This window comes from Paenibacillus koleovorans NBRC 103111 (genome assembly GCF_004000845.1).
In the GTDB taxonomy this organism is placed as follows: Bacteria; Bacillota; Bacilli; order Paenibacillales; family NBRC-103111; genus Paenibacillus_AA; species Paenibacillus_AA koleovorans.
Window position 1 is genome coordinate 1 of record NZ_BIMA01000033.1, and the last position, 26,196, is coordinate 26,196.

A 26,196-nucleotide genomic window follows, 5' to 3' on the forward strand; every position below is an offset into this window, starting at 1 on the left:
ACCAACCCCACCAACCCCACCAACCCCACCAATCCCACCAACCTCAGCAACCCCACCAACCCCACCAACCCCACCAACCTCAGCTGTCCCACCAACCCACCAATCCCACCAACCCACCAACCTCAGCTGTCCCAGCCGCCCTTAGCTAAATTACTCTCCATACACGTTTGATTCTCCATAAACCCCGTCACATTTCCCCTCCAGCAATTAACTAACATCCGTTCCGTAAATAACTTCAAGTGGTTAGCTAATAACAAACTTCAGTTTGTTATCTCACATTACCTCATAGATCCGCCAAAAGTAACAAACTTTGGTTTGTTATTAGCAAACTTTCGATCGGAAGCAACTTATCCAACTAGAGTCTGCGCGACAATTTCACTCATCCCCTTGGTAACTTGACAATCGATATGAGCGCACGCGTTGACCTTCTCCATTTCCGGTAAATGTACCTTCATCTCGGTACCGTTTGAGCCATTTTACCGCTGCCTCATTGGTGATATCAAACTCTGACGCCACATGCTTCGGGGTAATGTTTCCACGATGGCGGATTGCTAGATGCACGAGATGCTGTCTGCGAAAAGCCCAAACATCTGCATCCTTAGCAGGAACAACCGCATGTGTGAGCGACCACCAGTGTCCAATGGCTTGTTTGATGACACGTTTGCATTCTTGCGGATGCCTCTGAACTTGATTGGCGGAAAACCGCAGGACGAGCCAACCAGACAAAATCAGATCGTTCTGCCGGGAAAGATGGTCATCGAACTCAGAGGGTACTAGATTGCGAGCATGAGTAGTGAAGCCGTCGATCTCCATCAGCAGTCTGATTCCGGAGCGGACATATACAAAGTCGGCAAAACGCTGCCCCCCTTTGTAGTCCTTGAACGGATATTCCGCGTGAAGTCCTGAAAAGTTGTACTGAAACTCAGGGCCCCACACTTGGTTCAGAAAGGCTAGCTCCATCTCGCCTAAAGTAGCACGATAGTGTCCTTTCATTCTGGCTTCGCGCTCGAATTCTTCAATGAATTGCGTAAGATTCGGATGATACATTTTCAGCTCAGCTCCTTCTCGTCGGAAAAAGCAAAAACACCCCACAGCAGATTAGCTCTGCCGGCGGGGTGTGCTTCACTCCGAATTATGGGTTTGGTACCCAGTATATTACAGCATTTCGGAGTGGATGGCAATAGCGGATAGGGATGGGGGAGGAGGTAGCAGGTAGCAAGGAGCAGGGAGCAGGGAGCAAGTAACAAGAAGCAAGGAGCAGGGAGCCAAGTAACAGCAGAGTGCAATGAGCAGATTAGGAAGGAGCAAGGAACAGGGGAGAGGAGCAGGGAGCAGGGTGCAGGAAGTATGAAGCAGTGAGCAAGTAATAAGAAGCAGAGTGCAATGAGCAGATTAGAAAGGAGCAAGGAACAGGGGAGGTAGCAGGCAGCAAGAATCAAGGAGCAGACAGTAAACGGGATACAGCGAGTGGGAACAAACCGAATATTGGTTAATAACAAACAAAAGTTAGCTATTTTCGGGCGAATGCCGGGAAATAAAGCAATACCGAACGTATGTTTGCTAATACAGGACGGAATGTAGTTATTTACAGGGGGGAAGTTGGTTATCGAGTTCAGAGTCACTCACAAGGGTCCGCAGATCCGCAGATCCGCAGGCCCGCAGGTCCGCGCCAGTATTGTGAAAAACCCCACGCCGGCTGAAAATTTTTGAAAGTACTAAATTTTAAAGGAATTCATGGGCATACGTCGAATTAACTAGTTCACTGGAACTGAATTTTACTTAAACACTCACACGGGACCATTCCATAGTAGCAGGCTAAAATGACTAGCGTCACAAAATCGCGAAACGCGATCAGGCGGAGGGCTAATGGGATATGGGATCAAATTGAAGGTTTGGGGCGACTATGCCTGCTTCACAAGACCGGAGATGAAGGTGGAGCGCGTCAGCTATGAGGTCATGACCCCTTCTGCGGCACGGGGGTTGCTCGAAGCGATCCATTGGAAGCCGGCCATACGCTGGGTCATCGACAGGATTCACGTCTTGAATGAAATACAATTCGATCTGGTGCTTCGGAACGAGATCGAGAATAAAATATCGCCGAGGCTCGTCCATGCCGCCATAAAGGGCGGAGTAGGTACTTTAGCCCAAGTTGTGACTGAAGAACGACAGCAGCGGGCGACCTTGCTTTTGAAACGAGTAGCCTACCTCATCGAGGCGCACTTCGACCTCACCGATCGAGCAGGCGCCGATGATACCCAGGCCCTTCACTACAACATGTTTCTCCGCCGAGCCCGGAAGGGGCAGACATTCCATCAGCCCTATCTGGGCTGTCGGGAATTCGCCGCGCACTTCGAGCTGCTTGAGCCGAACCAAGCGATCCCTTCATCCTTTTACCGAGACACCCCCGACCGAGAGCTCGGGTGGATGCTGCATGACCTCGAGCATGGGGACAAGGACATCGTCCCGCATTTTTTCCACGCTGTTATGAATGGCGGCATCATTGAAGTACCGGCTATACCCCGGAAAGGGGGGAGTGCGCATTGATCCTCCAAGCGCTATACGAGCGATATGAAACGTTACGGCAGGATCCGAAGTCACAGCATGGTTTGCCGCATAACTCCCCAGTAAAAATAGCCTACGCTCTTGAACTGTCGAAGACAGGTGAACTGCTGAGAATCACCGACATCCGCATCGCAAACGGCTACAAACGAGTGCCACTGCAGCTAAATGTGCCGGAGCAGCCGGCCAGACAGTCCAACATCAAGCCTTATTTTTTGTGCGACAAGCCTGACTATTTATTAGGCTTCGCAGCCAATCCGGCCAAGCAGCAAGACAGCATACGCCGATTCGAGCATAGCAAAGCCCTACATCAGCAAGTTTTAGCTGGCTGCGAGTCACCGGAAGCGCTGGCGGTTCTACTCTTTTTCAGCAAGTGGGATCCGACGTCTCCAGCAACCAACTCGCCAATCTGGGACTCCATTAAGAGGCTGCCGAATGCGGCTATGGAACTATTCGTCTTCCGGCTGGAAGGCAGCAAGACATTTCTCCACGAATCCAACGACATTAAAGACTGTTGGGTCGCGAGCAAGCTCGAAGAACAAGAAAATGCCGTTACCGGACAATGTCTCGTCACCGGTCAGCCGAATGCCGCAATCTCCCGGATCCACGACGTCAAAATCAAAGGAGTCCGCGGCGCCTTAAGCAGCGGAGCGGCGGTTGTCTCCTTCAACAAATCGGCTTTCGACTCCTATAACAAATCGCAAAGCTACAACGCGCCGGTCAGCCTTCAAGCGGCCTTCGGCTACACGACAGCTCTGAATGAGCTCCTTGCATCCGGCCGCCACTGCATTCCCAATCTGGGCGACATGACGGTTGTGTTTTGGACAAACGCTTCGACGACGCAGCCTTCACAACAGCTGGACCGAGAGGCGGAAACGATTTTCGCAGAGTGGCTGTCAATGGAAGACGTCCATCGCGCACTAACAAACGCAAGCCGTGGAAAAATATCTACGGTTGCGTCTGCTTCGATACAAAATGTGGTTGATCAGCCGTTTCACATCTTAGGACTTTCCTCGAACAACGCTCGAATATCGGTACGGTTTTACTGGGAGGGCCACTTCGGCCGAATCATGAACCAGCTAGCGCAGCATCAGGAAGACATGGAGATCGTATCCACACAAACGCTGCCAGCACCCTCGCTCCAAAGAATACTCGCAGAAGTCGGAAAAAACGCGCCAGCCCTAACGGAGGAGCTATTCGCCTCCATCGTTACCGGCAAACTATACCCCTACTCGCTGTACGTCTCGATTTTGAACCGAATTAAAGCTGACCTAACCGTTTCGTCGATCCGAACATCCATCATCAAAGCTTACCTGACCCGTTACGCCAGAATCCACGAGCAAACACCGTTGAAGGAGGTATTGACCGTGAGTCTGAATGAAGCTACACCTAATTCCCCTTATCGACTGGGTCGCCTATTTGCCGTTCTGGAGCGCACGCAGCTGGAGGCGGCCGGAGGCTACAACAAACTGAACGTTACGATCAAAAACCGCTATTTTTCCGCGGCATCGGCCACCCCGGCATCCGTGTTCCCACTTTTGCTGAAGCTATCCCAGCACCACATCTCGAAAGCGGATTACGGACATAACCGGGAGCGGGAAATCCAAGAAATTCTAAGTCCGATGGAGACGTTCCCCAAACGATTGGATTTAAACCAGCAAGGGCAGTTCATCCTCGGCTACTACCACCAGCGGGAGCATTTTTTCTCGGGCCGGACCGAATCAGAAGCCGCAGAGGAAAAGGAGACGGCAAACACTGTTCAAACGCCAACGAAGTTGTAGTCCCTAAAAAACTTAACGCTCCTCATCCAGAAACAGGAGGTGAGCGGCCATGGCCGTTCCGAACAAAGATCAGGCGCTGCTGAAGCGTTATGATTTCTCCATCTTCTTCGATGTAAAGGACGGCAACCCGAACAGCGACCCGGACGCCGGCAACATGCCACGCATCGACCCCGAAACTGGACATGGCATCGTAACGGATGTCTCGCTCAAGCGCAAAGTGCGCAATTACGTGGAGCTGGCGAGGGAGCAGGCAGAGGGCTATAAAATTTATGTGACCGAAGGCGCGGTGCTGAACGAACGGAATCGGCTGGCATATAAAAAGCTGAGGCCTGCGGATGCGGAAAAGGCGGAGCTGATGCCGAAAGATCGGGCGGAGGCCGAACTACTGACGCGATGGATGTGCGACAACTTCTACGACATCCGCACGTTCGGCGCCGTGATGAACACGAAGGTCAATTGCGGCCAAGTGAGGGGACCGGTGCAGTTCACGTTTTCCCGGAGCGTGGAGCCAATCTTTTCCCAAGAAGTGACGATCACCCGCCAAGCGGTTACCCGAGAAGGGGAAGAGAAGGGCCGGGAGATGGGGCGCAAGCACATCATCCCTTACGCGTTGTACCGGATGGATGGATTCGTCTCGGCGCAGCTCGCCCGTCGGACCGGCTTCACCAAGGAGGACCTCGAGCTGCTGTGGGAGGCGATCCGCAACATGTTCGAGCACGACCGCTCCGCTTCCCGCGGGCAGATGACGCTGCGCAAGCTGATAGTCTTCGAGCATGCCACCGGGCTGGGTAACGCGCAGGCGCATCGATTGTTCGAGCTGATCACAACTGAACGCCTCTCGGAAGGACCGGCTAGATCGTATCGCGATTACGCGGTGCGTGTGCAAGCAGAAGAATGCCCTTCAGGGGTGCAAATCGCCGAGTTGGATTAAAGAAAGAAGCAATGGTCGCTCCCGACAGGGGGTGTGGGTTGAAACCAGGTGATGTCCAAGTTGATCTATCTATGAGAATAAGAGCTCCCGGTTCGGGGGCAGCTAAGATGAGACCGTCTCAAGTGGGAAACCGCTGGAGGCGGTCTTTTCTTGTTCAGAAAGTTTGTCCTTTTTTATAGATCAACTTAGACATAACCTGGAAGACTCAGAAATAAGATGTTAAGGCAAGTCACGAAATGGAGCATGGCGGGAGCGTTTCCCGCAGCAAGGAGAATGCCTATGGAATTCGAGCTGGGGAGTTTATGGAAGCTGGTCAAACGCCGCTTGTGGTTCATCACGGCGCTGGCGGTCGCAGCGGTCGGACTGGCCTGGTATGTAAGCTACTACGTGTTGAAGCCGGAATATGAATCGACGGCCTCGTTCCTCATTCAGGGAGACAAGCCCTCCCAGGCGATGGGGGATATCGTGGCCGGGCAGAAGCTGGCGACGACGTACGGGGAAATCATCCGCAGCAAACGCATCGCCGAAGCGGTCGTCAGCAGACTGGCGCTGGACTCGACGCCGGAGAAGCTGCTCGAGCAGGTCGAGACGCGGACAAGCAGTGAGTCGCTCGTCACGACGGTCGTCGTCACCGATTCGGATCCGCAGCGGGCGGCCGACATCGCGAACGGCTTTGCAGAAGCGTTCAATGCGAACATCCGCTCCATCATGGGCGTGGAGAACATCATGGCGCTGGATCCGGCCAAGGTGCCGTCTACCCCGATCCCGGTGACGCCCAAGCCGCTGTTCAACATGACCGTCGCATTCGGCCTGGCGCTTATGGCAGGGATCTCGATCTCCATGCTGCGTGAGATGGCGGACAAGCGGGTCAGCAGCGTGAAGGACATCGAGCTCGATCTCCAGCTGCCGCTGCTCGGGACATTAGGCAAGCTAAAACCGAGAAAGAAGCGAACAGCGACTAAAGCGACAGCAAAACCTACGGATGAAGCGGAAGGAGCGAAAAAGGATGAAGAAAACAACGCCTCGGCTATACTGCCTGGCCCACCCGAAATCAACTAATGCCGAGCGGTTCCGCTCCATTCGCACGAACATTCGTTATTCGCGGGTCGGCGGCGAAATTCGTTCCGTGCTCGTCACAAGCTCCTTGCCGGGAGAGGGCAAATCGACCATAGCGGCCAACTTGGCTGCGGCAATGGCGGAGAACGGGCGACGAGTGCTGCTGCTGGACGGGGATTTGCGGACGCCGGCCGTGCACGAAGTATTCGACCTGCCGAATGGGAGCGGGCTGACGAGCATTTTGGTGGAACAAGCCCGTTGGCAAGATTGTATCTATCCGATTCAGGAGTTGGAGGGGCTACATGTGCTCACCTCCGGCCCGATCTCGCCGAATCCGGCGGAGCTGCTAGGCTCGACCGGCATGAAGGAGCTGTTCGCCGAGCTTCACAACCATTGGGACACGATCGTTATCGACGCGTCCTCGGTGCTCATGCCTTTCTCCGATGCTTTAACGCTAGCTCGGATGGCTGAAGGCGTGCTGCTCGTCGTCCGCTCCGGCAAAGTGCTGCAGAAGCACGCCGCGACAGCCAAGCAGCTGCTGGAGAGGAACGGAGCGCGTTTACTCGGCGCCGTGCTGAACCGGCGAAGCGGCAGGAGACGGCGCTACGCGATTGGCAGCGAGGAGCTCGCCGATTGGGTGACCGCTTCGGGGCCGAGGAAAGGCTAAGGCGATGAAGCGGAAAGCTTTGCGTTACTTGTCGGGCAACCTGCTCTACGCAGCCGCCCAGTTCGTCATCGTCGTCCTGCTGAGCAAGTTCGGCTCAGCCGCCGACGTTGGGCGCTACGCGCTGGGGCTGGCAGTGACCGCGCCGATCTTCATGCTATCGCATTTGCATCTCCGAGCCGTCTACATCGTCGACTCGTCGAGCCATGCCCATGCCGAAGCCCGCGACTACATCGGCCTGAGGGGGCTCACGACCGTCTTAGCTGTCCTTGTAACGCTGGGGGTTATCGGTGCGGCCGGTTTCGATGGTCAATCGACCGCCGTAATCGGGCTCATTATGCTGTCCCGCATCATCGAATCCATCAGTGACATTTTGTTCGGTATTTGCCAGAAGCAAGACAAGCTGGACATCGTCTCCGCATCCAGAGCGGCCAAAGGCCTCATCTCCATCCTAAGCATCGCTCTGGTGTATATCCCTACGCAAAGCCTCAGCTTCGCCTTGCTCACCATGATTATCGGATGGTTCGTTATCGCCTGTGTGTTCGAAGGCCGTGCGGCGAGCCGATTCGTCAACATTCGCCCTGCATTTGATAGAAGCAAGCTGTCGACCATCGCCCGTAAAAGCTTGCCGCTTGGCATCGTTCTGGCGCTCGTCTCGTTGAACGCCAATCTCCCGCAATATGCCATCTCCGCTTATCTCGGGGACCACGAGCTCGGCGTCTATGCCGCAATGTCCTACCTCATCGTCGCCTGCCAAGTAGTCGTTACCGCTCTAGGGGAGGCGTTCACCCCGCGGCTCGCAAGCTGGCATGAAGCGGGAGCTGACTCGCAGTTTGCAACTCTGATGAAAAGGATGATTGCGCTCGGGCTCGCGGTTAGTGCAGCAGGCGTGTCCGTAGGCTGGCTGTTCGGCTCGGAGCTGCTTAAGCTGCTGTTCAGCCCGGAAATGGCAGCCTATACGGCTCCGTTCCGTTGGCTGCTCCTTACAACGGCATTCGTCTTCGCCGGCTCCGTTCTCTGGTACGGTCTTGTAGCCGCCGGGTTGTTCAAAAGGCAAATCCCGCTGTTCCTCCTCACGATCGCTTGCAATGGACTACTTTGTTGGTGGCTAGTGCCAAGAAGCGGGCTCATTGGGGCTGCGCAAGCGATCTGTGCGGCATGGGTAGTGCAAACGGTTGGAAGCTTCGTTCTGCTCCGTCGGGAGCTGCTGCGAAGAGCGAATTCAAGAAGAGCCGAGAACACCGAGATCCACTCAAACGCTCAAGCAGCAGGTTGACGGAAAGGAGGCGGACCGGATGGACACGATGCCGACCCTACATCGCAAGCTTGTTCACATCGCGGTTTTTGGCTACATCGTTTGTTTGCCGGCACAGTTCGACTTCGGCGGCGCCTTCCGGCTAGCCCCGTCCGATCTGTTCCTGCTGCTCGGGTTGCTAGCCGCTGGACTTCGTCTGAGGCTCGATCGCCGCCAGTTCAGCTCGTGGCACTGGGGAATGCTTCTGCTGTTCGTATTCGCTTCGTCGGTGTCGATGCTGCGCAATGGGTTTTTACCGAAATACGCGCTTGTGCAAAAAGACATCGGGTTCGTGCTGCTGCTGTTGACGTACATCCTGCTCGTGCAGTCGACCGTGAGCTGGGAGCGGATGTACAAGCTGCTGCGAGCGTTTCTGATCAGCGTGCTCTGTATGAATGCGATCGCGTTGTTCGCTTTTTTCAGCGGGGTGAAGATCCCGTTTATGATGCAGGATGGCCGTCTCTCCGGCATGCTGATCGACCCGAACGCTTACGGAGGGCTGCTCGTGACCGCCTTCGCTCTGCACATCATCACGAGCGGTGGACCGGAGCCGTTATTACGCGGTTGGATAAGCGCGATCGCAACGCTCAGTTTGTCCGGCGGTATTCTAATGACCTTTTCCCGCTCGTCCTGGATCGGCCTGGCGCTTGTGCTGGCGGCGCTCGCGGTGACGAAACGCAAGCAGCTGCTCAAGGTGGTCGGCGGCTTCGCGGCGGCTTTCGCCGGGTTGCTCCTCTACAAGGGCACGGAGTACTTGAACGTGTTCGCCACAATGGCCAGTCGCCCATCGCAAATCCAATCCAGGCTCGACATTTTGACAAAAGCGTTCGACTGGATCGCGCAAAGTCCGATCGTCGGCATCGGCCTAGGGACGTACAACTATGAGCTTCGCATTATCATCCATAACACGCCGATGTGGTTCATGACGGAATTCGGCTTGCTCGGTTTGCTCGTGTATTGCGGCTTCATCGCCTGGTTTTTCTTCGTCGGGATTCGCTCCTATCGGGCGGCGGACCCGAAGTACAAGCCGATCATCCTAGGGCTTTTGCTCGGACATGCCGCGATGATCGGGCTGTCGATGGGGATCGAGGCGCTTTACCAGCGGTATTGGTGGTTCTTGATGGCGATGAATGCCGCTTGTTTGAAGCTAACGATCCCGAATTCTCCGAAGGAGGTGTCACATGGAACAAATGAAAAGCGGATCTGCGACGTCGTCTCGAGCGGTAACCTCAATCCCGGACCAGGCTCTAGCACCAGCACCAGCAGCCGCACAGGAAGCGGGTAGAAAAGTCGCATTCGTCGCTTCGATTTACGGCCACTTCACCGGCTTCCATCTGCCGTACATGCGGCTGCTGCAGGAGCTCGGCTGTGAGGTGCATGCCTATGCGCAGCCGGGAGCCGAGTGTGAGCGGCTAGAAGGGGCAGGCATCGTCTGCCACGACGTGCCGATCCATCGCAGCCCGCTGCAGCCGGGCAACTTGCGCGCGCTGCGCCAGCTCGAAGCCAGCTTCCGGCAAGAGCGGTTCCAATTCGTGCACGTGCATACGCCGGTCGCGGCCCTCCTTGGCCGCCTCGCAGCGCGAAGAGCCGGCATCCCGTGCACGCTTTACACGGCGCACGGCTTCCACTTCTATGACGGAGCGCCACTATTGAATTGGCTGCTCTACTATCCGCTGGAGCGTTGGATGGCGCGCTCGACTGATGTGCTCCTCACCATGAACGGTGAGGACTGGGAGCGGGCGCGGAGCTGGCGATGGCGCCGGCCCGGCCGGGCGGTGTACGTGCCCGGCGTGGGGTTGGACCTGGCCGAGTTCGGTCGGCCAGGCACGGGCGGCGGCGAAGCGGCGAGGCGCGAGCCGTTGGGTTTGGACAGCGAGGCGGCGAGGCGCGAGCTGTTCGGGTTGCCCCCGCAGGCGGAAGGCGAGCCGCCGGCGTTCGTGGTGCTGTGCGTGGCGGAGCTGAACGCCAACAAAAACCAGCGCCAGCTCGTCGAGGCGCTGGGGCTGCTGCAGGCGCGCGGCGACGCCCGCGTCCAGCTCGCGCTGGCCGGCACGGGCCCGGCCGCGCCGGAGCTGCTGGCGCACGCCGAGCGGCTCGGCGTGCGGGACCGGGTGCACGCGCTCGGCTACCGGCGCGACGTACCTGCCCTGCTGCGGGCGTGCGACGCCGCAGCGCTCATGTCGCACCGCGAGGGGCTGCCCCGCGCGGTGATGGAAGCGATGGCCGCCGGCAAGCCGGTCGTCGGCACCCGCATCCGCGGCATCCGCGATCTCGTCGCGGATGGCGAGACCGGGCGTCTCGTGCCGGTCGGCGACGCGCGGGCAACGGCGGACGCGCTGCTTCAGCTCCGCGACGCACCGGAGCGGGCGGCCGCCATGGGGGCCGCCGCAGTAGAGCGCATCGCCGGCTTCAGCCTGCCGGCCGTGCTGCGCGAGATGGAAGCGATCTACAAGGACGCGCTCGCCTGGCCGCAATCTGCTACGAAGAAGATGCGCTCACCGACACAGCCTACTGCCGTCGCCACCGAGCGCACGGCGGGCAACTAGCGCAGAAGACGGCTAACAGGCAGTGACTACTACAGCACGAATGGGCGAACGGTTGATCATTCGGTCGATAAGGGTGGAAGGTATGGGATGGCGAAGAGGATGCGTTTGATTCGGATGGCTTTGTTGGATGCCGGGATCGTGGCGCTTTCGGTTTGGCTCGTATTTTCGTTTCGATTTGATTTTCATATTCCGCAGGCTTACCTGCACATGGTGCCGATTGCAATCGGAATTCATGGGGCGGTACATGCGGTGTGTTTCTTTGGATACAAAATGTATCAACCTCTATGGCGTTATACAAGCATGGAGGAGCTGTTGTTGCTCGTCAAGACGAGCTTGCTTACACTGGCCGGCATCATTGTCGGCAATGCGGCGGCGCATATACTCCTTCCTGACTACCGGCTGCCGCTTTCCCTTTATACCGCGGTGGGGTATGTGTTCTTAGGCATGGCAGGGCTGCGGCTGATCAGTCGTTTCCTGCACGATTATATGCCAGCCTCGCCGCCTGCAGCTCCAGGAGCGGGGGACAAAGGCAGCCAATCGACCGCTCACACGCCAGCCCTGGGCAACCTGCTGATCGTAGGCGCAGGCAAAGCGGGACTTCTCGTCGCACGAGAGATCAAACATTCCCGCTACAAATTCATGCGCCCCGTCGCCTTCGTCGACGACGATCCGGCGAAGCAGCAGCTCCGTATGATGGGTTTGCCGATCATCGGGAACCGGCACCTGATTCCAGAAGCAGTGAAACGATTCGATATCGCCTATATCGTCATCGCCCTGCCGGCCGCATCGAGGACGGCGGTCACGGAAATTCTCGAGATTTGCAAGACAACGCCCGCCCGAATCAAGCTGCTGCCCAGCATGACGGACATCTTGAACGGCAAAATCGCGATCAACATGATCCGTGAAGTCAGCGTAAACGATTTGCTCAGTCGCGAGCCGGTGAAGCTGCCGTTCGAGGAAATTCGAGGGAGCCTGGAGCGGGAGACCATTCTCGTCACCGGGGCTGGCGGCTCGATTGGCGGCGAGCTTTGCCGTCAGCTGGCTGCCTTCGGACCGCGAGAGCTGCTGCTGCTGGGCCACGGCGAGAACAGCATTTATTCGATCGAGCAGGAGCTGCGCCGGCAATTTCCGAGTTTGCCGATGGTGCCGATCATCGCCGACATTCAAGATTCGAACCGCATCGACAGCGTGTTCCGCAAACACCGGCCGACCGTCGTCTACCACGCCGCCGCGCACAAGCATGTGCCGCTTATGGAGAGCAATCCGCTGGAAGCGATCAAGAACAACGTCCTCGGCACTAGAAATGTGGCGGAAGCGAGCGACCGGTACGGAGTGGAGCGGTTCATTCTCGTCTCCTCCGACAAAGCAGTGAATCCGACCAGCATCATGGGCGCAACCAAACGAGTAGCGGAAATGATCGTGCAGCATATCAACGCCTCCAGCAGCACCGCCTTCGCGACCGTTCGGTTCGGCAACGTGCTCGGCAGCCGCGGCAGCGTCATTCCGTTGTTCCAGAAACAGATCGAGAACGGGGGACCGGTCACGATTACGCATCGCGATATGGTGCGTTACTTCATGACGATCCCGGAGGCGGCGCAGCTGGTCATCCAAGCGAGCGTTCTCGCGCAAGGCGGCGAAGTGTTCGTGCTCGATATGGGCAAACCCGTGCGCATCTATGATCTCGCGAGAGACTTGATTCGCTTGTCGGGGCTGGAGCCTGACCAAGATATCCCCATTGTCGTAACTGGCATTCGACCGGGAGAGAAGCTCTACGAGGAGCTGCTCACAGAAGAGGAGGGGCTCACCGTCACGAAATGCGATCGGATTCTGGTCAGTGCCCCGCCCGTGTTTCCGCATGCGGAATTTATTCAGCTGATCGGATTACTGGAGCAGATCGGCAGCCGATACGAGTTTGCGGCGGGCAGTCTGCAGATCAAGAAGCTGCTGAAGCAGCTGGTTCCAAGCTACTTGGGACTGGCGGAAGAAGAGATGTCCCCAGGTCCGGCCGACAAAAAGCTGCTGCATCCGGTCAAGGTGGAAGTCCATGCCGGCACTTGAGGAGTCGTCCCGCGAAAAGCATGTTTCGAGCAAGTCAACCCGTCGGCGAAAATGGCGGTTCGGTATTCTCCTCTTCCTACTACTCCTACTAGGCGTCCTCACCTTCCTATGGAAGCTATGGGGACTGCATCCGCAGCATCATTTTCAGATCCCGGATTACAAAAACGCCATGGCATTGCCCCAACCCGTTGCGATTGAGCCCGCCATACCGCTAGACGAACGAAGCGACGGCGACAGCCATCCAAGTCCGGAGCCGTCTGCCGTGCCCAGTCCGGATCCTGCCCCAACAACCGGCGCAGCCGCCACGAAACCTTCCCAGCTCCAGCCGAAGCGATCCGCCAATTCCTTCAACGTCGTACTCATCGGCACCGATTCGTGGGGCGAAGCTGGCGCTCGTGCCGACACGATCATGGCGGCCCATGTCATGCCGGATCAGCGGAAGGTGAACATCGTCTCCATTCCTCGCGACACACGGGTTTATGTGCAAGGAGCAGGCTACACGAAAATCAACCACGCCCACATCGTCGGCGAGAACAAGGGCGGCAACAAGCAGGGCACGCTTCTGCTCGTGCAGGCGGTGAGCGATTTCCTGGGCATTCCCGTGCATCACTACATGAAGACGAATTTCGAAGGCGTGATCGATTTCATCGACTCGATCGGCGGCGTGGACATGATGGTGGAACAGGACGTGACGATTACGCCGGAAATTACGATCCGGGCCGGTTGGCAGCGGCTGGACGGCCAGCATGTGCTGTTCCTGGCACGGGAGCGGTATTCGCTGGCGGACGGCGACTTCGGCCGCCAGCGCGAGCAGTTTCGCATCGTCCGTGCGCTCGCCAAGCAGCTGCTGCGACCGGAGCATCTGCTCGATTTGGCCGGCCTCCTCAAGAGCGGCAGGAGCAGCATGCTCGATACGAGCTTTCGCGACAGCGACCTGATCAGCCTCGCCTGGCTGTTCAGCGGCATGGAGGCGGACGATTTCGCCTACGAGCAAATTCCGGGCCGCGACTTGTTCGCGCGAGATCCTCTCGTCGGGTCCGAGGTGTATTACTGGAATGCCGATCCGGTTCAAGTGCGCTCGATCCGGGAGCGTCTATTTTTGGAATAAGGAGGGGTTCGATGTACGAGTTCTGGAAAAGAGGCTTCGACATCGCCGGCGCGATCATCCTATTGATCGGCATCGCTCCCATTATGGCGACCGTAGCGCTGTTGACCGTGATCAAGCTGGGGAGACCGGTATTGTTCAAGCAGCTGAGGCCGGGTTTGCACGAGAAACCGTTCTGGATCTACAAATTCCGCACGATGGCCAATTTGTACGATGCGAATGGCGAGCTGCTCCCCGACGGCATGCGGTTCACCGCATTCGGAGGAATGATTCGCAAGCTGAGCCTGGATGAGCTGCCGCAGCTGTTCAACGTCTTGAAAGGGGAGATGAGCTTGATCGGTCCTCGCCCGTTGCTTCCCCATTACAGCCCGTACTACTCCGTGCGGGAGAAGCTTCGTTTTACCGTCCGTCCCGGAATGACCGGGCTGGCGCAAATTTCAGGACGCAATCATTTGAGCTGGAATGAGCGGCTTGCATTCGATATTGCTTACGTGGAGAAGCTTGGCTGGCGGCTCGACTTCTTCATTTTCGGCAAAACGCTGCTGAAGGTGCTGCGGCAGGAGGATGTCGTCGCCAATCCGGCGCACCACGATCTTCCGCTAGACCGGTACCGCGAATGGATGAAGGAGGGATCGCTATGAGGATCATCGTGTGTCCGTTTCGGCTGGAAGACGTTGACCATGCTTGCAGCATGCTTCGGCAAGCGATGCCTGAGAAGGAGTACACCCGGACCATATTCGCCTGCGACGGCTATAACGAATATTTGCGAGCTTCCTGCCGATGCGGGGAACGATCGTCCACTCATCTGATCGGCGCGTATATCGAGGATCGGTTGGTCGGATTTGCCGAATGGCGGCGACTCGACCAGATGGTCGTGCTGAATAACCTGATGGTGGAAACGGATTTCCGCAGCCGAGGCGTCGGCGGTCGACTTGTTGCCTATGGGGAGGAGTTGGCTCGTAAGGACGGAGTTCGTACGATGGCGCTCGATGTCTTTTCGTGGAACGAGTCCGCGTATGCCTGGTATTTGCGACTGGGCTTCGAGGAAGCCGGAAGGACGTATTGGTACGAAGGCGCGCTGAGAACTGGCGAAGAGAGCCTCGAGCCGCTCGATCCGGCAGCAGCCGCTTCCCCTTGCATCATCGACGAATACCCCATTGCTGAGGCCCATCATGCCGCCTATGGTTTTTCCTCTCTCAAGCTTCGTACTCCGAGCGGCACGGTGCAAATAGGGAGGCTAGGGAACAAGCTGTTTCGCATTCAAGCGAAGGGCAGAGACTGGGACGAGGGTGGCCGGTTGCTTTATTACCTTGCCGAGCTTGATGCCGATCGCGATGTGCTGCTGCTGACGCCGGAGCCGAACTTGCATTTGGCCGAATCCGGACTAGTCCTCATAACGGAGAGCATCCGCATGATCAAATCGGTGGAGAAGGAGGCTGTGTACCGATGATTCGATCGGCTATAGGTCACGCGGAAATCATCAAATCGACTCAAGCCGTCGCTTGGACGACCGTATTAAGTTGGATGCCGGAGAAGGATATCTATTATACATGCGAATACAACCGGCTTTATGAGGTGGAAGGGGAGCAGCAGGCAGAGCTGTTCGTTTACAGAGAAGGAGATCGGCTTGTCGTATATCCGTATCTTCTCCGCTCGTTGAAAGAATCGTTCATTGTGCAAGCACTAGGGCTGCCTGGGGAGTGGTACGACATCGCCACCCCCTATGGGTACGGCGGTCCGATTACGAACACGCCTCCTGGACCGGATCGGGAGAAGCTATTTGCCGCGTTTTCCGATATGTTCGCAGCGGTGTGCAAGGAGCGGCAAGTGCTGACGGAGTTCGTCCGCTTTCATCCACTGCTCGGCAATGCAGCTGACTACCCCGGCGTAGAAACCCGCTTGAACCGCCATACGGCCGCCATCGACTTGCGCGGGCAGACGGAAGCGGACTTGACCGAGCATTATTGCAGCAATCATAAGAAAAATATTCGCAAATTCCGCTCCTCTCCGCTCCAAGTCGGGACTGCTTCGCCGGAAGAAGGATTGGATGCCTTTATCGAGCTATACTACGGGACCATGAACGATTTGCAAGCGAACCCGTTCTATTACTTCCCTCGTTCGTACTTCGAGAGCACGGTCCGTCATCTCCAGGGGAAGCTGGAGCTGTTCGAGATTCGCGACGGCGAACATCCGATTGCGGCCTGCCTCGTCATGCACGAGCATCCCTGGATGCACTACCACTTGAGCGGGTGGAAAAGAGAGTATCTGCATTGGGCCCCCACCAAGATGCTGATCCATGCCGCTTCCGGATGGGGAATCGAACGCGGGTTCGAGCAGTTTCACTTGGGAGGAGGCTATACCGGCGACGATCGGCTTTTCGATTTCAAGCGCGGATTCGCCACCCATCTTCCGCCGCTCGAATATTGGCTCGGGCAACGCGTCTTATTCCCTGACCTATATGAACGGTTTCGAACAAAATGGGGGAGCGGCGTGAACAACGACTATTTTCCGCTTTACCGCCACCCTGCGCTCGGCAGCCTGGCAGAGACTCGATCATGAGGAGGACGGGAAAATGAACGGACAGCTGAAGAATGCTGCACAAGTCGATTCGCATCCGCGAATATGGCTATCCCCGCCGCATCTGGGCGAGCAGGAGAAAGTCTATGTGGAGGACGCCTTCCGGTCCAACTGGATCGCGCCGCTCGGACCTCATGTCGATGCCTTCGAGCGGGAAATCGCCCAATATACCGGTTCTCACGGCGCTCTCGCACTCGCTTCGGGCACCGCCGCGCTGCATCTCGCCCTCCGACTTGCCGGCGTCGAGCATGGCGACTATGTGATTTGCTCGTCGTTAACGTTCGTGGCCAGCGCCAATCCGATCCTCTACTTGGGCGCGCATCCGGTGTTCGTCGATGTCGAGCCCGAGACGTGGAATATGTGTCCGCTTGCCTTTGAACGGGCATGCCGAGCGGTAACGGATTCGGGCCATACGCTGAAGGCAGCGGTCGTCGTCAATCTGTACGGCCAAAGCGCCGATCTGCAGCCGATCGCCGAGACTTGCGACCGGTACGGGATCGTGCTCATTGAAGACGCTGCAGAGTCGCTCGGAGCTACTTACCGGGGGAAGGCCAGCGGCACTTGGGGCAAATACGGCGTTTTCTCGTTCAACGGCAACAAAATCATTACGACGTCCGGCGGCGGCATGCTCGTATCCGACGACCTCGCTGCGCTCGCGACCGCTCGCCACTGGGCGACGCAGGCGCGCGATCCCGCTCCGCATTATCAGCATTCCGCCATGGGCTACAATTACAGGCTGAGCAACGTGCTGGCCGCGATCGGAAGGGGCCAGCTGGAGCAGCTTGACGCTCGGATCAACCGGCGAAGAGACCTGTTCCGTCGCTACCAACAAAGGCTTGAGGGTATAGAGGGGTTTCGTTTCATGCCGGAATCGCCGTCAGGGCGTTCGACACGGTGGCTTACGGCGTTTACGGTCGACGAAGAGCTGGCCGGCGTTTCCGCCGGCCAACTGATCGATTGCCTCGCCCGTCGCAATATCGAAGCGAGGCCGGTGTGGAAGCCGCTGCACCTGCAGCCGTTGTTTGCTCGCTCAGCCTACTTCCCGTACTTCGAAGGGTACAGCGTTTGCGACCGGTTGTTCGCGGAAGGCATTTGTCTGCCGTCCGGCTCCTCGCTCACGAACGAGGAACAAGACCTGGTCATTGTGACGGTCGAGACATGTTTGCAGAACCGCAACAGCTTGCTGTGAGATGGACGCTAACCGCTCCTGGAAGCTACTTAGCCCGCCAACCGGTGCTGCCGGTGCCGGACTCCTTGACGTACAGCGTTGCCTGCGCGCCGCCGTCCGTACGCATCGCCAAGCTGCCGACCGGAGCGAACAAGACGCCTTCCGGCGATCCTTCCACCATATAGACGGCGGGCAGCAGCGTTCCTCCCGTCAAGCGGAGCTGCTTCTGGAAGTTGCCGTACGTAGAGTACCACTCGGGGATCGAGTACGGATTGAAGATCGTTCCGATCGATGCGCCTTGCATCGAGGCGAGCGTCTCAAATTCAAGCACTCGCCGAACACGCGTGTTGCGTGTGTCGAAGACGGCGATGTTGTTCAGCCGAACGGAAGGTTTGGCCGACCCATAGGAAGACAACAGTGCGACCTGATTCGTCCCGCTGTTGCGGACGACCATATTGTCGACGGTCGCCATCGTATCCGGCTCGGTCGAGAACACATGCAGCGCGGTGCCGTTCAAGCTCTGCGCATCCAGCGTACCGACGAACAAGTCGCCGCCGTCGATGCGGACGCCGCTCGATCGGGACGACCCCGATCCGTCCAGCTCCAGGCTGCCGATCCGGAGTCTAGGTTTGCCTCCACCGCTCGCGGCGCAATACACGGCGGGACCTCCGATTCCCGAAATTCGGGCGCTGGCGATATCGATGAACTGGGAATAGAGCGTTTGTAGTCCATAGGCGGCTCGATGGTCGGTCGACTGAATCGACAGCCGGCCGATGCTGAGTGTCAACCCGTAGCTGAGCAGCGCGGGCTCGGTTGTACCGGCCACCCTCATATCGAGCGAGCCGATGTCGAGTGTCCATAAACGGGCGAACGAGTCGGTCAAGCCGGCCGACAAATCGTTGCCGTGGCCGATTGTGGTGAGCGAGTCGATCCGTTGGTAAAAGCTGCGCGTCCCTTTGAACTCGTCTGGCTCCAGGTCGAGCGAATTCTCTCCGCCGAAGCCGGGTGCGCCTCCGCGGCTGTTGTTCAGCAAGGCCGAGTTCACATGCAGCTGATCGACGAAGTGGATGACGAAATTTTTACGGCCGGCCGTTTCGCAACGGGCATAGCCGATCCGGACGTTGATGGAGGGGGCTGCTTCGGTGCCGCCGATGAAAATATTGTCGCCATAGCAGTCATGGACGTAGACCGAATCGATCAGCACGTTCTGCGAACTCGAGACGAACAGGCCGTGCAGCTGATCGTTCACTCCCGCCCGTACAGCGGACGCATTGCCGTCGATCTCAACATAGCCGCTGAGCGTAACGTTATTCGCTCCGAACACGACGAGCACGCGGGTGTTCGACGGGGCGTTCGGGGCCAGCACGAGCTTCGCGCCGGGCTCGAACAGCAAGTTGGCGCCGGAAGGGACGCGGATGCACCACCAATCCGTACTGGCCGGATTGCGCATCTGGGCGGAGGATACCCGGTAGGCGCCGGCGGGAACGAATACCCCCTTGCGGCCGTTCGTTCCCGCTGCGATCGCATTCTGGATCGCTACCGAATCATCCTTTACTCCATCGCCGACGGCACCGAACGAGCGAACGTTTACATATCCGTTCGTCTCCGGGTCAAGCTTGATCGATGTGACCGCGCCGTTTGCCAGCTTGCTCGTCGTAATCGAACCGTCCGGAATAGGCGTAAATGCCATAGACCATGCACTCCTTTCATTCTAGTAGTCTTCTAGTTTATGAATCGCTAGAGAGCAGTGTGCGGTGCATTCGTCACCAAAAACGAGTTTGAGGGAGATTTTGATATGAAAGTACTAGTAACGGGAGGCGCGGGGTTCATTGGGTCCCATTTGGCGGATCGGCTAATGGCCCAGCGCATCGAGACGGTCCTGGTTGACAATTTATCGGGAGCGGCCGGCGATCGATACGCTCATCCGTCTGCAGTCCTATATGCTGCCGATGTGCGGGACGAGGTGATGGATGGGGTATTCGCCCGCGAACGGCCGGACGCCGTCGTCCATCTGGCCGCCCAGATCGACGTGAGCGCCTCGCAACGCGATCCGTTGTTCGACGCAGACGTGAACATCATGGGTACGCTGAACGTGCTGAGGCTCTGCGCTTCGTTTGGCGTGAGGCGTTTCGTTTATGCTTCCTCCGCCGCCGTCTACGGCGCTCCGCAATATTTGAGCATCGACGAGCAGCATCCGCTCGAGCCGCAGTCCTGCTATGGCGTATCCAAGGGCGTTCCCGAGATGTACATCCGGTTGTTTGCGGAGCGGCATGGGTTTGCCTATACGATTTTCCGCTTCGCGAACGTGTATGGCCCTAGGCAATGCTCCCATGGGGAGGCCGGTGTGGTCTCGATTTTTCTCGATCGGATGCTGCAGGGCGAAAGTCCCCTAATCAATGGAGATGGGCTTCAGACGCGGGACTTCGTATATGTCGGGGATGTCGCGGATGCCGTTGCCGCCGCCGTGCTGAGGGACCGCAAGGAGGAGAGGGAGACGTTCAACATAGGGTGCGGAGTACCTACAGCGGTCCTTGAGCTCGTTCAGCTGATTGGAGAGCTAACTGGCAGCTCGGCTCCGCCTCTTTTTGGCCCGGGTCGACCGGGTGATATTCGGCACAGCTATTTGAACAACGGAAAAGCGCGGGATTATTTGCAGTGGATGCCGACTCACGATCTTCGACGCGGGTTGGCCAAAACGATCGAGTTCCGGAGCCGAGAGGGGCGGTAGAATGGAGCGTAAAATCAATGCGGAAATGTTCGTGCTGCGCAGTGTAGCCTGCCTTAGCATCGCTTTGCTGCATGCCTTGTACCGGGTTTATGACGGGGAGACAGGCTGGGTGAAGTCGGTCGGGCTGCTGCTGACGTTCGGAACGCCGGTTTTCGTCTTCGTCTCGCAATTCGTGCTTTCATACGCCTACCCGGACGGTCGATCGAATGGCTTTTGGTCGAAACGGGTCAAGTACGTGCTACTGCCTTATTTCATTTTCGGTACGTTATATGCGGGGCTGAAAGGGCTCGATTTGGCGGCCAGAGAAGGCATAACCTTCGTGGAGGCGTTCTGGTACTACTTATGGCGGCATATTCTACTTGGCGATTTCCATGGCTATTTTATCCTCGTGATTTTCCAATTTTACGTCTTGCATCTCGTGTTTCAAAAGTATGCCGGCCGCTTCCCGCCAATTAGCGTGTTTATTGGAGCTTGTGTAATCAATTTCGTTTATTTGGCCTTTTTCAACTTTACGGATCCCGGCAGCAGCGCAGCCTTGCAATATGTATGGGACAAAATGTACTGGTTGTTTTTCCCCGGCTGGCTCGTCTACTTCACATCGGCTTATTACTTGGCCCGGCGTGTCGATCGATTCCGCTCGCTGCTCCGACGTTATCGGACGGCGGTGTGGCTGCTGCCGATTGCGACGGGTACGCTCGTGCTGCTCGTGAATGAGCAAGGGTGGTTGACTGTCCATTCGTCCAAACGGGTCGATATGGTGCTGTTTGCTTCCAGCATGATCGTTTGGCTATTCGCCGTCGCTTCCACTCTTCGCAAAGTACCTTGGATACTGGAATGGACCAGCCGTTATTCGTTCGGTATATACTTGCTTCATCCGTTGCTGCTTGCCGTGTTCGTCAAATTCCCGCCTGCATTCGCGCTGCAAGATCATGGATGGTTGAGTGTCGGGTTGCAATTTGCCGGATGTGTGGTCGGTTCAGCCATATTCATGCAGATAGCCAACCGAATCCCCGGAGGCATGTATGTGGTCGGGCGCATCGGGATCGGGCTACGTCTCAAATAAAATGTCGCCGGCGCGCGACAAGTCATATCCGGAAATCGCCTGCAGCTCCTGCAAGAAGGAATCCGATCGCAGGATGGTCAGCAGAGACTGAATCCAAACGCGATTTTCGGGTTTCTTCAGCACGACCAAGTCATACCGCTCCCGGATCAACGGGATAAAATCGATGCCTCCGACGAGAGCTGCCGCCTTTTCAATGCCTATCCCAATATCCGCCGCTCCTGCCGCGACCTGTGAAGCGACCCCGATGTGGTTGCTTTGCTCCTCTTCGTACCCCACCAGCGATTCCGGCTTGATCGCATGCAGCCTCAACTCCTCGTCCAGCAGCACGCGAGCTCCGGAGCCGCGTTCTCGATTGGCGAGTCGAAGTCCGGGCTTGCTCAGATCGCTCCAGTCTCTCAACTGGAGCGGGTTGCCTTTTCGGACATAAAGGCCTGCGCTCCGAGTCAGCAAATGGACGACAAGATAGGAGGAGCCGATCAGCAGCTTGCGGATGTACGGGATGTTGTATTCCCCGGTGTCCCCGTCCAGCAGATGCGTGCTCACGATATCGGATTCCCCTCGAAACATCGCTACTAGGCTTTCGAGGCTGCCTGCATGGGTGCGGAGCGGACGAACGCCGCAGCCCGAGCGTTCCAGATGCCGCGCCAAAATATCGAGGCTGATGTCCTGACCGGTAATGACGAGAGGCCGGTTGCTTCCGGAAGCGGGGACAGCTTCGATCCGAGGCGGGACGTCGATCCTTGCCTGGTTTTCCACGCTGGCGACCGACCGCAGTCCTTTTGCCCGACGTTTGTAGGCGTCCAGATCGGTTGCGTCGACACGCATTTGTTTGCCGACCCGATACGCGGGCAGCTCGCCTTTTTTGATCAAATCATAGACGGTGAGCTTCGATATTTTCAGCAGTTTGGCGATTTCCTCGGTTGTATATGAAATCTCGCTCGACATTAAGCCGGTACCTCCTTGTTGAGCCCTAGGCGTGAACTGATTCTTCTATTGTAGCATAGGGAGATGAGGCGCGTTTTTTGAAAGAGAGGATAGGCAAAAAATCCATATTGTTTTATACTAAACATAATTGATTATATCTAAACCATACAATATGGAGTCGAGAAGCCATGAGCATTCGCAATAAAATAGGGCTGTTGTCCGTAGCAGCCGCGATAGGATTAACGGTTGTACTAAACGGCTGCGCAGAAAAGGAAAAGCCGGCAGCCGCTACAGTGGAGCTGACTATCTCGGCGGCGGCTAGTCTGACCGATGCATTGAATGAGATCAAACCCGTATTCGAAGAGAAAAACAAATCGATCAAGCTGACCTTCAACTACGGCGCCTCCGGCACGTTGCAGCAGCAGATCGAGCAAGGGGCTCCCGCCGATCTGTTCCTGTCGGCCGCCGCTAAGAACATGAAGGCGCTGGTCGACAAGCAACTGATCGATTCCGCCAAGCAGGTGAGCCTGCTGCGCAATGAATTGGTCGTCGTCTTGCCGAAGGATGCCAAAACAAGCTACACTAAATTGACGGATTTGAGCGGGGCGAAAAGTCTAGCAATCGGCATACCGGAGAGCGTGCCGGCCGGCGATTACGCCAAACAGGCTTTGACGAGCGCCAAGCTCTGGGATTCCCTGCAGCCGAAGATCGTCCAAGGCAAAGATGTGCGCCAGGTGCTGCAGTACGTCGAGACGGGCAATGTCGATGCCGGCTTCGTCTACAAGACGGATGCGCTCACGTCTAAGGATGTGAAAGTCGCCATGACGGTCGACCCGGCCACATACCCGCTCATCGAGTATCCGGTCGGCATCGTAAAAGCTACCAAACATAACAAGGAAGCGGAAACGTTGTACAGCTATCTGCAATCGAAAGCAGCGCTGGATGTATTCGTGAAGCACGGGTTTTCGTTGCCTGCCAAATAGGGGGAAGCTATGAACTGGACGGCCTTCTGGTCCCCGATCCAGCTATCGCTGCAAGTGGCGGTACTATCCAGCATCTTCGTATTCGTAATTGGGGTCTGCGTCGCGTGGAGCATGACCAGGCGGTCGTTTGCAGGCAAAACCTTGCTGGAGACGGTGTTTATGCTGCCGCTGGTGCTGCCGCCTACGGTGGTCGGCTTTCTGTTGCTGGTCATGCTTGGCAGGAGAAGCTGGATCGGGAAGTTTATCGAATGGCTGTCCGGAGCGCCAATCGTTTTCACTTGGTGGGCGGCGGTCATCGCTTCCGTCATTGTGGCGTTTCCGCTTGTCTACCAGACGATGAAGGTTGGGTTTGCCTCCGTGGAACGCGATTTGGAGGACGCCGCCCGCTCCAGCGGAGCTTCGGAGTGGCAAGTTTTCCGCTACATTACGCTCCCCTCGGCGTATCGGTCTTGCCTTACGGCGTTTATCCTCGGGTTCGCCAGAGGGCTGGGCGAGTTCGGCGCGACGCTGATGATTGCCGGCAATATTCCCGGTCGCACGCAGACGATTCCGACTGCGATCTATGTGGCTGTGGACTCGGGCAAACAGACGATGGCATGGGCGTGGACCGTATCGATCATCGTGATCTCCTTCTTGTTGCTGCTGCTGACCCGCTCGCGATCGGAATAAAAAACCGCCTGGAACGGTTACCGTTCCGGGCGGTTTTTCGTGCATGCCAAGCAGCTTGACTTCCATCTGAGAGTGGACTATGATGAGGGATATATATTTAGTAATTTAGTAAATGACTAAATCCCGACATCAACGTCGCACAAGGAGGCCATCCCCATGAAAATCCCAACAACATTAAAACATAAACCGGTCATCGTGTCCGAAAATTACGAGCAAGTCGACGGTCGTTATGTCGGCCAGTCCGATGCGAAGGGGCTGTCGCTGGGCCTCGCCCAATGGAACGACCGCGGCAAAGTCGACATCTCGGCCAAAGTATGGCGTTATACCGGGGAGAAATGGTCCCGTCAGTCAGAGGAGCTGCCGCTCCATCGCGTGCTCGACCTCTCCATTCTGGTATGCAGCAGCTTGGCTCATTTCCGGGAGGCGTACCGGCACGAGAACCTGTACGATCCGGAGCAGCCGGTTATCGATCGAGTCGGCCTGCAAGGCGATGCGATGACTGTGGCGGTGTGCACCGACAACGAGAAAATCAAGGAAGACATCAAGCTGTTCAACCAAGCGTTAAGCGACGACAGCGAGCTGATCGGAGAACGGCTCCGAACGTTGTCGCGAATTTTACAAGAAATGGGTTATTAAACGATGGATAAACAACGAAAAAAAGCGCTGGCCGACCAATACACCCAGTCGTTCCGGACAATGGGCGTCTACCAAATCCGCAACCTTGTGAACGGGAAACGGCTGCTCGAGTGCACGATGGACTTGAACGGCATGCGGAATCGCTTCGACTTCTGTAAACAAATGAACACGAACACATTTACCGAGCTGCGTCACGATTGGACGGCACACGGCCCGGCCAGCTTCGTCTTTGAGGAACTGGATCGTATCGAGCCGAGAGAAGAGACTGCGGGAGGTTCGGACGAGCAGAAGAAGTACAAGGAGGAAGTGGAAGCGCTGCTGGAGCTGTGGCTGGAGAAGCTGCAGCCGTATGGCGAGCAGGGCTACAACAAGCCGAGAGGAGCGTCCCGCTCATGATCTATATCGCCCTGTTGCGAGGCGTCAATGTCGGAGGCAACAACAAGCTCAAGATGGCTGATCTGAAACGTTCGCTCGAGAGCATCGGCTTCAAGCGGGTACAGACATATATCCAAAGCGGCAATGTGCTGTTCGAGTCCGATGAGTCCCATTTGCCCAAGGAGGACGCCCGCTCGCTCGAAGCGCGAATGGAAGAGCATATCCGCACCGAATACGGTATCACGACCAGAGTCATCCTCCGCTCGGCGGACGAGTGGGAGCGCATCGTGACGGCTTGTCCGTTCGACGAAGAGGCAATCGCCGCTGCCCATAGCCTGCATGTCACGCTTCTGGGGGGCTCGCCGACCGAGCGGGAGCTGGAGCTCCTGAGAAGTGTGGAAGGGCTGGGAGACGACTACCGGCTGATCGGTCTAGAGCTGTACGTGCTGTATGGGAAAAGCGTGCTGGATTCCAAGCTGTCCGTAGTCCTGCAGAAATTCAAAACGCCATCCTCCGCCCGCAACTGGAACACGATGCAGAAGCTGCTTGAGATGGCGCGCGCGATGCGCTAACTTTACTCCGGATACGTGTCGCGTACGTACTCAATCGATTGTCGGATCAATGCTTTCAGCACATCCACATCGATATCGTCGATTTTCTTGATATAGATGCATCCCTTGCTGCTTGTATGTTTCCCGAACGATTGCAGCAGCTTCTCCCGCGCTTCGTTGCCAGGGGCCAAGTACAGGGTGATCTTATCTTTGCGAGGGGAGAATGCGGCCAGCGGGGCATCCCCTTCGTGACCGGACGCGTACTTATAATGATAGGAGCCGTACCCTATAATGCTCGGACCCCACATTTTCGCCTCATACCCGGACATCTCCTCGAAAAGATCCAGCAGCTTGTAGGCGTCTTCGCGTCTCTTAGGATGGTCGACGCCTTCGATAAATTCCAGCACGCTGCTGTCCGTTTGTTTTGTCTTTTGCTCGTACACGATTTAGATCGCCCCTTCATCTCCAATGATGCCTCTATTGTACCATTCTTCCCCCTCCAACACTCCAAGCTATTTTTTACCGTAC

At 57.0% G+C, this 26,196-nt stretch carries 25 protein-coding genes; 21 read left to right on the plus strand and 4 right to left on the minus strand.

What is annotated here, in order from left to right:
- Window positions 1-375: 375 nt before the first annotated feature.
- Window positions 376-1,047, minus strand: a complete 672-nt coding sequence (locus tag PKO02S_RS13015) for a DUF559 domain-containing protein (RefSeq protein ID WP_127583413.1) — start codon at window positions 1,045-1,047, stop codon at window positions 376-378.
- An 819-nt stretch (window positions 1,048-1,866) separates the two neighbouring features.
- On the opposite strand from PKO02S_RS13015, the gene cas5c reads away from it, so the two are divergent.
- From cas5c to PKO02S_RS13090, 14 genes are all read left to right on the plus strand, one after another.
- A complete protein-coding gene (gene cas5c / locus PKO02S_RS13025) occupies window positions 1,867-2,544 on the plus strand; it encodes a type I-C CRISPR-associated protein Cas5c (RefSeq protein WP_127583415.1) in 678 nt (225 codons plus the stop codon).
- On the plus strand, window positions 2,541-4,340 hold the full coding sequence (gene cas8c / locus PKO02S_RS13030) for a type I-C CRISPR-associated protein Cas8c/Csd1 (RefSeq protein WP_127583417.1): 1,800 nt from the start codon (window positions 2,541-2,543) through the stop codon (window positions 4,338-4,340). Before cas5c ends, cas8c begins: the two co-directional genes overlap by 4 nt.
- Window positions 4,341-4,389: 49 nt before the next feature.
- Window positions 4,390-5,271 (plus strand): type I-C CRISPR-associated protein Cas7/Csd2, encoded by an 882-nt coding sequence (gene cas7c / locus PKO02S_RS13035; protein ID WP_127583419.1) that lies wholly within the window; start codon window positions 4,390-4,392, stop codon window positions 5,269-5,271.
- A gap of 279 nt (window positions 5,272-5,550) precedes the next feature.
- Window positions 5,551-6,330: a YveK family protein gene (locus PKO02S_RS13040; protein ID WP_164821431.1), complete on the plus strand. Its 780-nt coding sequence runs from the start codon at window positions 5,551-5,553 to the stop codon at window positions 6,328-6,330.
- Entirely contained in the window at window positions 6,278-6,994 is a 717-nt protein-coding gene (locus tag PKO02S_RS13045; RefSeq protein WP_164821432.1) for a CpsD/CapB family tyrosine-protein kinase, read from the plus strand. Before PKO02S_RS13040 ends, PKO02S_RS13045 begins: the two co-directional genes overlap by 53 nt.
- Window positions 6,995-6,998: 4 nt before the next feature.
- Window positions 6,999-8,267 (plus strand): lipopolysaccharide biosynthesis protein, encoded by a 1,269-nt coding sequence (locus tag PKO02S_RS13050; protein WP_127583425.1) that lies wholly within the window; start codon window positions 6,999-7,001, stop codon window positions 8,265-8,267.
- 19 nt (window positions 8,268-8,286) lie between these two features.
- On the plus strand, window positions 8,287-9,570 hold the full coding sequence (locus tag PKO02S_RS13055) for an O-antigen ligase family protein (RefSeq protein WP_127583427.1): 1,284 nt from the start codon (window positions 8,287-8,289) through the stop codon (window positions 9,568-9,570).
- Complete coding sequence (locus PKO02S_RS13060) at window positions 9,467-10,831, plus strand: glycosyltransferase family 4 protein (RefSeq protein WP_218033926.1); 1,365 nt, start codon at window positions 9,467-9,469, stop codon at window positions 10,829-10,831. The genes PKO02S_RS13055 and PKO02S_RS13060 overlap by 104 nt, the downstream gene beginning before the upstream one ends.
- 87 nt (window positions 10,832-10,918) lie before the next feature.
- Window positions 10,919-12,889 (plus strand): polysaccharide biosynthesis protein, encoded by a 1,971-nt coding sequence (locus tag PKO02S_RS13065; RefSeq protein WP_127583429.1) that lies wholly within the window; start codon window positions 10,919-10,921, stop codon window positions 12,887-12,889.
- Window positions 12,876-13,997 carry an LCP family protein gene (locus PKO02S_RS13070; RefSeq protein ID WP_246066965.1) on the plus strand — a complete coding sequence of 374 codons (1,122 nt, stop codon included), beginning with the start codon at window positions 12,876-12,878 and terminating at the stop codon, window positions 13,995-13,997. The genes PKO02S_RS13065 and PKO02S_RS13070 overlap by 14 nt, the downstream gene beginning before the upstream one ends.
- An 11-nt stretch (window positions 13,998-14,008) precedes the next feature.
- A complete protein-coding gene (locus PKO02S_RS13075; RefSeq protein WP_127583431.1) occupies window positions 14,009-14,635 on the plus strand; it encodes a sugar transferase in 627 nt (208 codons plus the stop codon).
- Window positions 14,632-15,444 (plus strand): GNAT family N-acetyltransferase, encoded by an 813-nt coding sequence (locus PKO02S_RS13080; RefSeq protein WP_164821433.1) that lies wholly within the window; start codon window positions 14,632-14,634, stop codon window positions 15,442-15,444. Before PKO02S_RS13075 ends, PKO02S_RS13080 begins: the two co-directional genes overlap by 4 nt.
- Entirely contained in the window at window positions 15,441-16,553 is a 1,113-nt protein-coding gene (locus tag PKO02S_RS13085) for a GNAT family N-acetyltransferase (RefSeq protein WP_127583435.1), read from the plus strand. The genes PKO02S_RS13080 and PKO02S_RS13085 overlap by 4 nt, the downstream gene beginning before the upstream one ends.
- Window positions 16,554-16,566: 13 nt before the next feature.
- A complete protein-coding gene (locus PKO02S_RS13090) occupies window positions 16,567-17,760 on the plus strand; it encodes a DegT/DnrJ/EryC1/StrS family aminotransferase (RefSeq protein WP_127583437.1) in 1,194 nt (397 codons plus the stop codon).
- Between the two features lie 25 nt (window positions 17,761-17,785).
- On the opposite strand, the gene PKO02S_RS13095 is transcribed toward PKO02S_RS13090, so the two are convergent.
- Window positions 17,786-19,429 (minus strand): glycosyl hydrolase family 28-related protein, encoded by a 1,644-nt coding sequence (locus PKO02S_RS13095; RefSeq protein WP_127583439.1) that lies wholly within the window; start codon window positions 19,427-19,429, stop codon window positions 17,786-17,788.
- Between the two features lie 105 nt (window positions 19,430-19,534).
- Here PKO02S_RS13095 and PKO02S_RS13100 point away from each other — a divergent pair, with 105 nt between their 5' ends.
- Entirely contained in the window at window positions 19,535-20,467 is a 933-nt protein-coding gene (locus tag PKO02S_RS13100; protein ID WP_127583441.1) for an NAD-dependent epimerase/dehydratase family protein, read from the plus strand.
- A gap of 1 nt (window position 20,468) precedes the next feature.
- On the plus strand, window positions 20,469-21,530 hold the full coding sequence (locus tag PKO02S_RS13105) for an acyltransferase family protein (RefSeq protein ID WP_127583443.1): 1,062 nt from the start codon (window positions 20,469-20,471) through the stop codon (window positions 21,528-21,530).
- Here the strand turns inward: PKO02S_RS13105 and PKO02S_RS13110 are convergent.
- Window positions 21,516-22,475, minus strand: coding sequence for a substrate-binding domain-containing protein (locus PKO02S_RS13110; RefSeq protein WP_127583445.1), 960 nt, complete (start codon window positions 22,473-22,475; stop codon window positions 21,516-21,518). The two genes, PKO02S_RS13105 and PKO02S_RS13110, sit on opposite strands and share 15 nt — an antisense overlap.
- Before the next feature lie 167 nt (window positions 22,476-22,642).
- On the opposite strand from PKO02S_RS13110, the gene modA reads away from it, so the two are divergent.
- The 5 genes from modA to PKO02S_RS13135 all read left to right on the plus strand — a co-directional run bounded on the left by modA (window position 22,643) and on the right by PKO02S_RS13135 (window position 25,689).
- The gene (gene modA / locus PKO02S_RS13115; RefSeq protein ID WP_127583447.1) at window positions 22,643-23,437 is read left to right on the plus strand and encodes a molybdate ABC transporter substrate-binding protein; all 795 of its coding nucleotides are present in this window, start codon (window positions 22,643-22,645) and stop codon (window positions 23,435-23,437) included.
- Window positions 23,438-23,446: 9 nt separating this feature from the next.
- The gene (modB, locus tag PKO02S_RS13120) at window positions 23,447-24,106 is read left to right on the plus strand and encodes a molybdate ABC transporter permease subunit (RefSeq protein ID WP_127583449.1); all 660 of its coding nucleotides are present in this window, start codon (window positions 23,447-23,449) and stop codon (window positions 24,104-24,106) included.
- 156 nt (window positions 24,107-24,262) lie between these two features.
- Window positions 24,263-24,742 carry a DUF6530 family protein gene (locus PKO02S_RS13125; RefSeq protein WP_127583451.1) on the plus strand — a complete coding sequence of 160 codons (480 nt, stop codon included), beginning with the start codon at window positions 24,263-24,265 and terminating at the stop codon, window positions 24,740-24,742.
- Between the two features lie 3 nt (window positions 24,743-24,745).
- A complete protein-coding gene (locus PKO02S_RS13130) occupies window positions 24,746-25,138 on the plus strand; it encodes a GIY-YIG nuclease family protein (protein ID WP_127583453.1) in 393 nt (130 codons plus the stop codon).
- A complete protein-coding gene (locus PKO02S_RS13135) occupies window positions 25,135-25,689 on the plus strand; it encodes a DUF1697 domain-containing protein (protein WP_127583455.1) in 555 nt (184 codons plus the stop codon). The genes PKO02S_RS13130 and PKO02S_RS13135 overlap by 4 nt, the downstream gene beginning before the upstream one ends.
- Before the next feature lie 2 nt (window positions 25,690-25,691).
- Here PKO02S_RS13135 and PKO02S_RS13140 read toward each other — a convergent pair whose 3' ends face one another.
- Window positions 25,692-26,111: a DUF1801 domain-containing protein gene (locus PKO02S_RS13140; RefSeq protein WP_127583457.1), complete on the minus strand. Its 420-nt coding sequence runs from the start codon at window positions 26,109-26,111 to the stop codon at window positions 25,692-25,694.
- Window positions 26,112-26,196 lie beyond the last annotated feature (85 nt).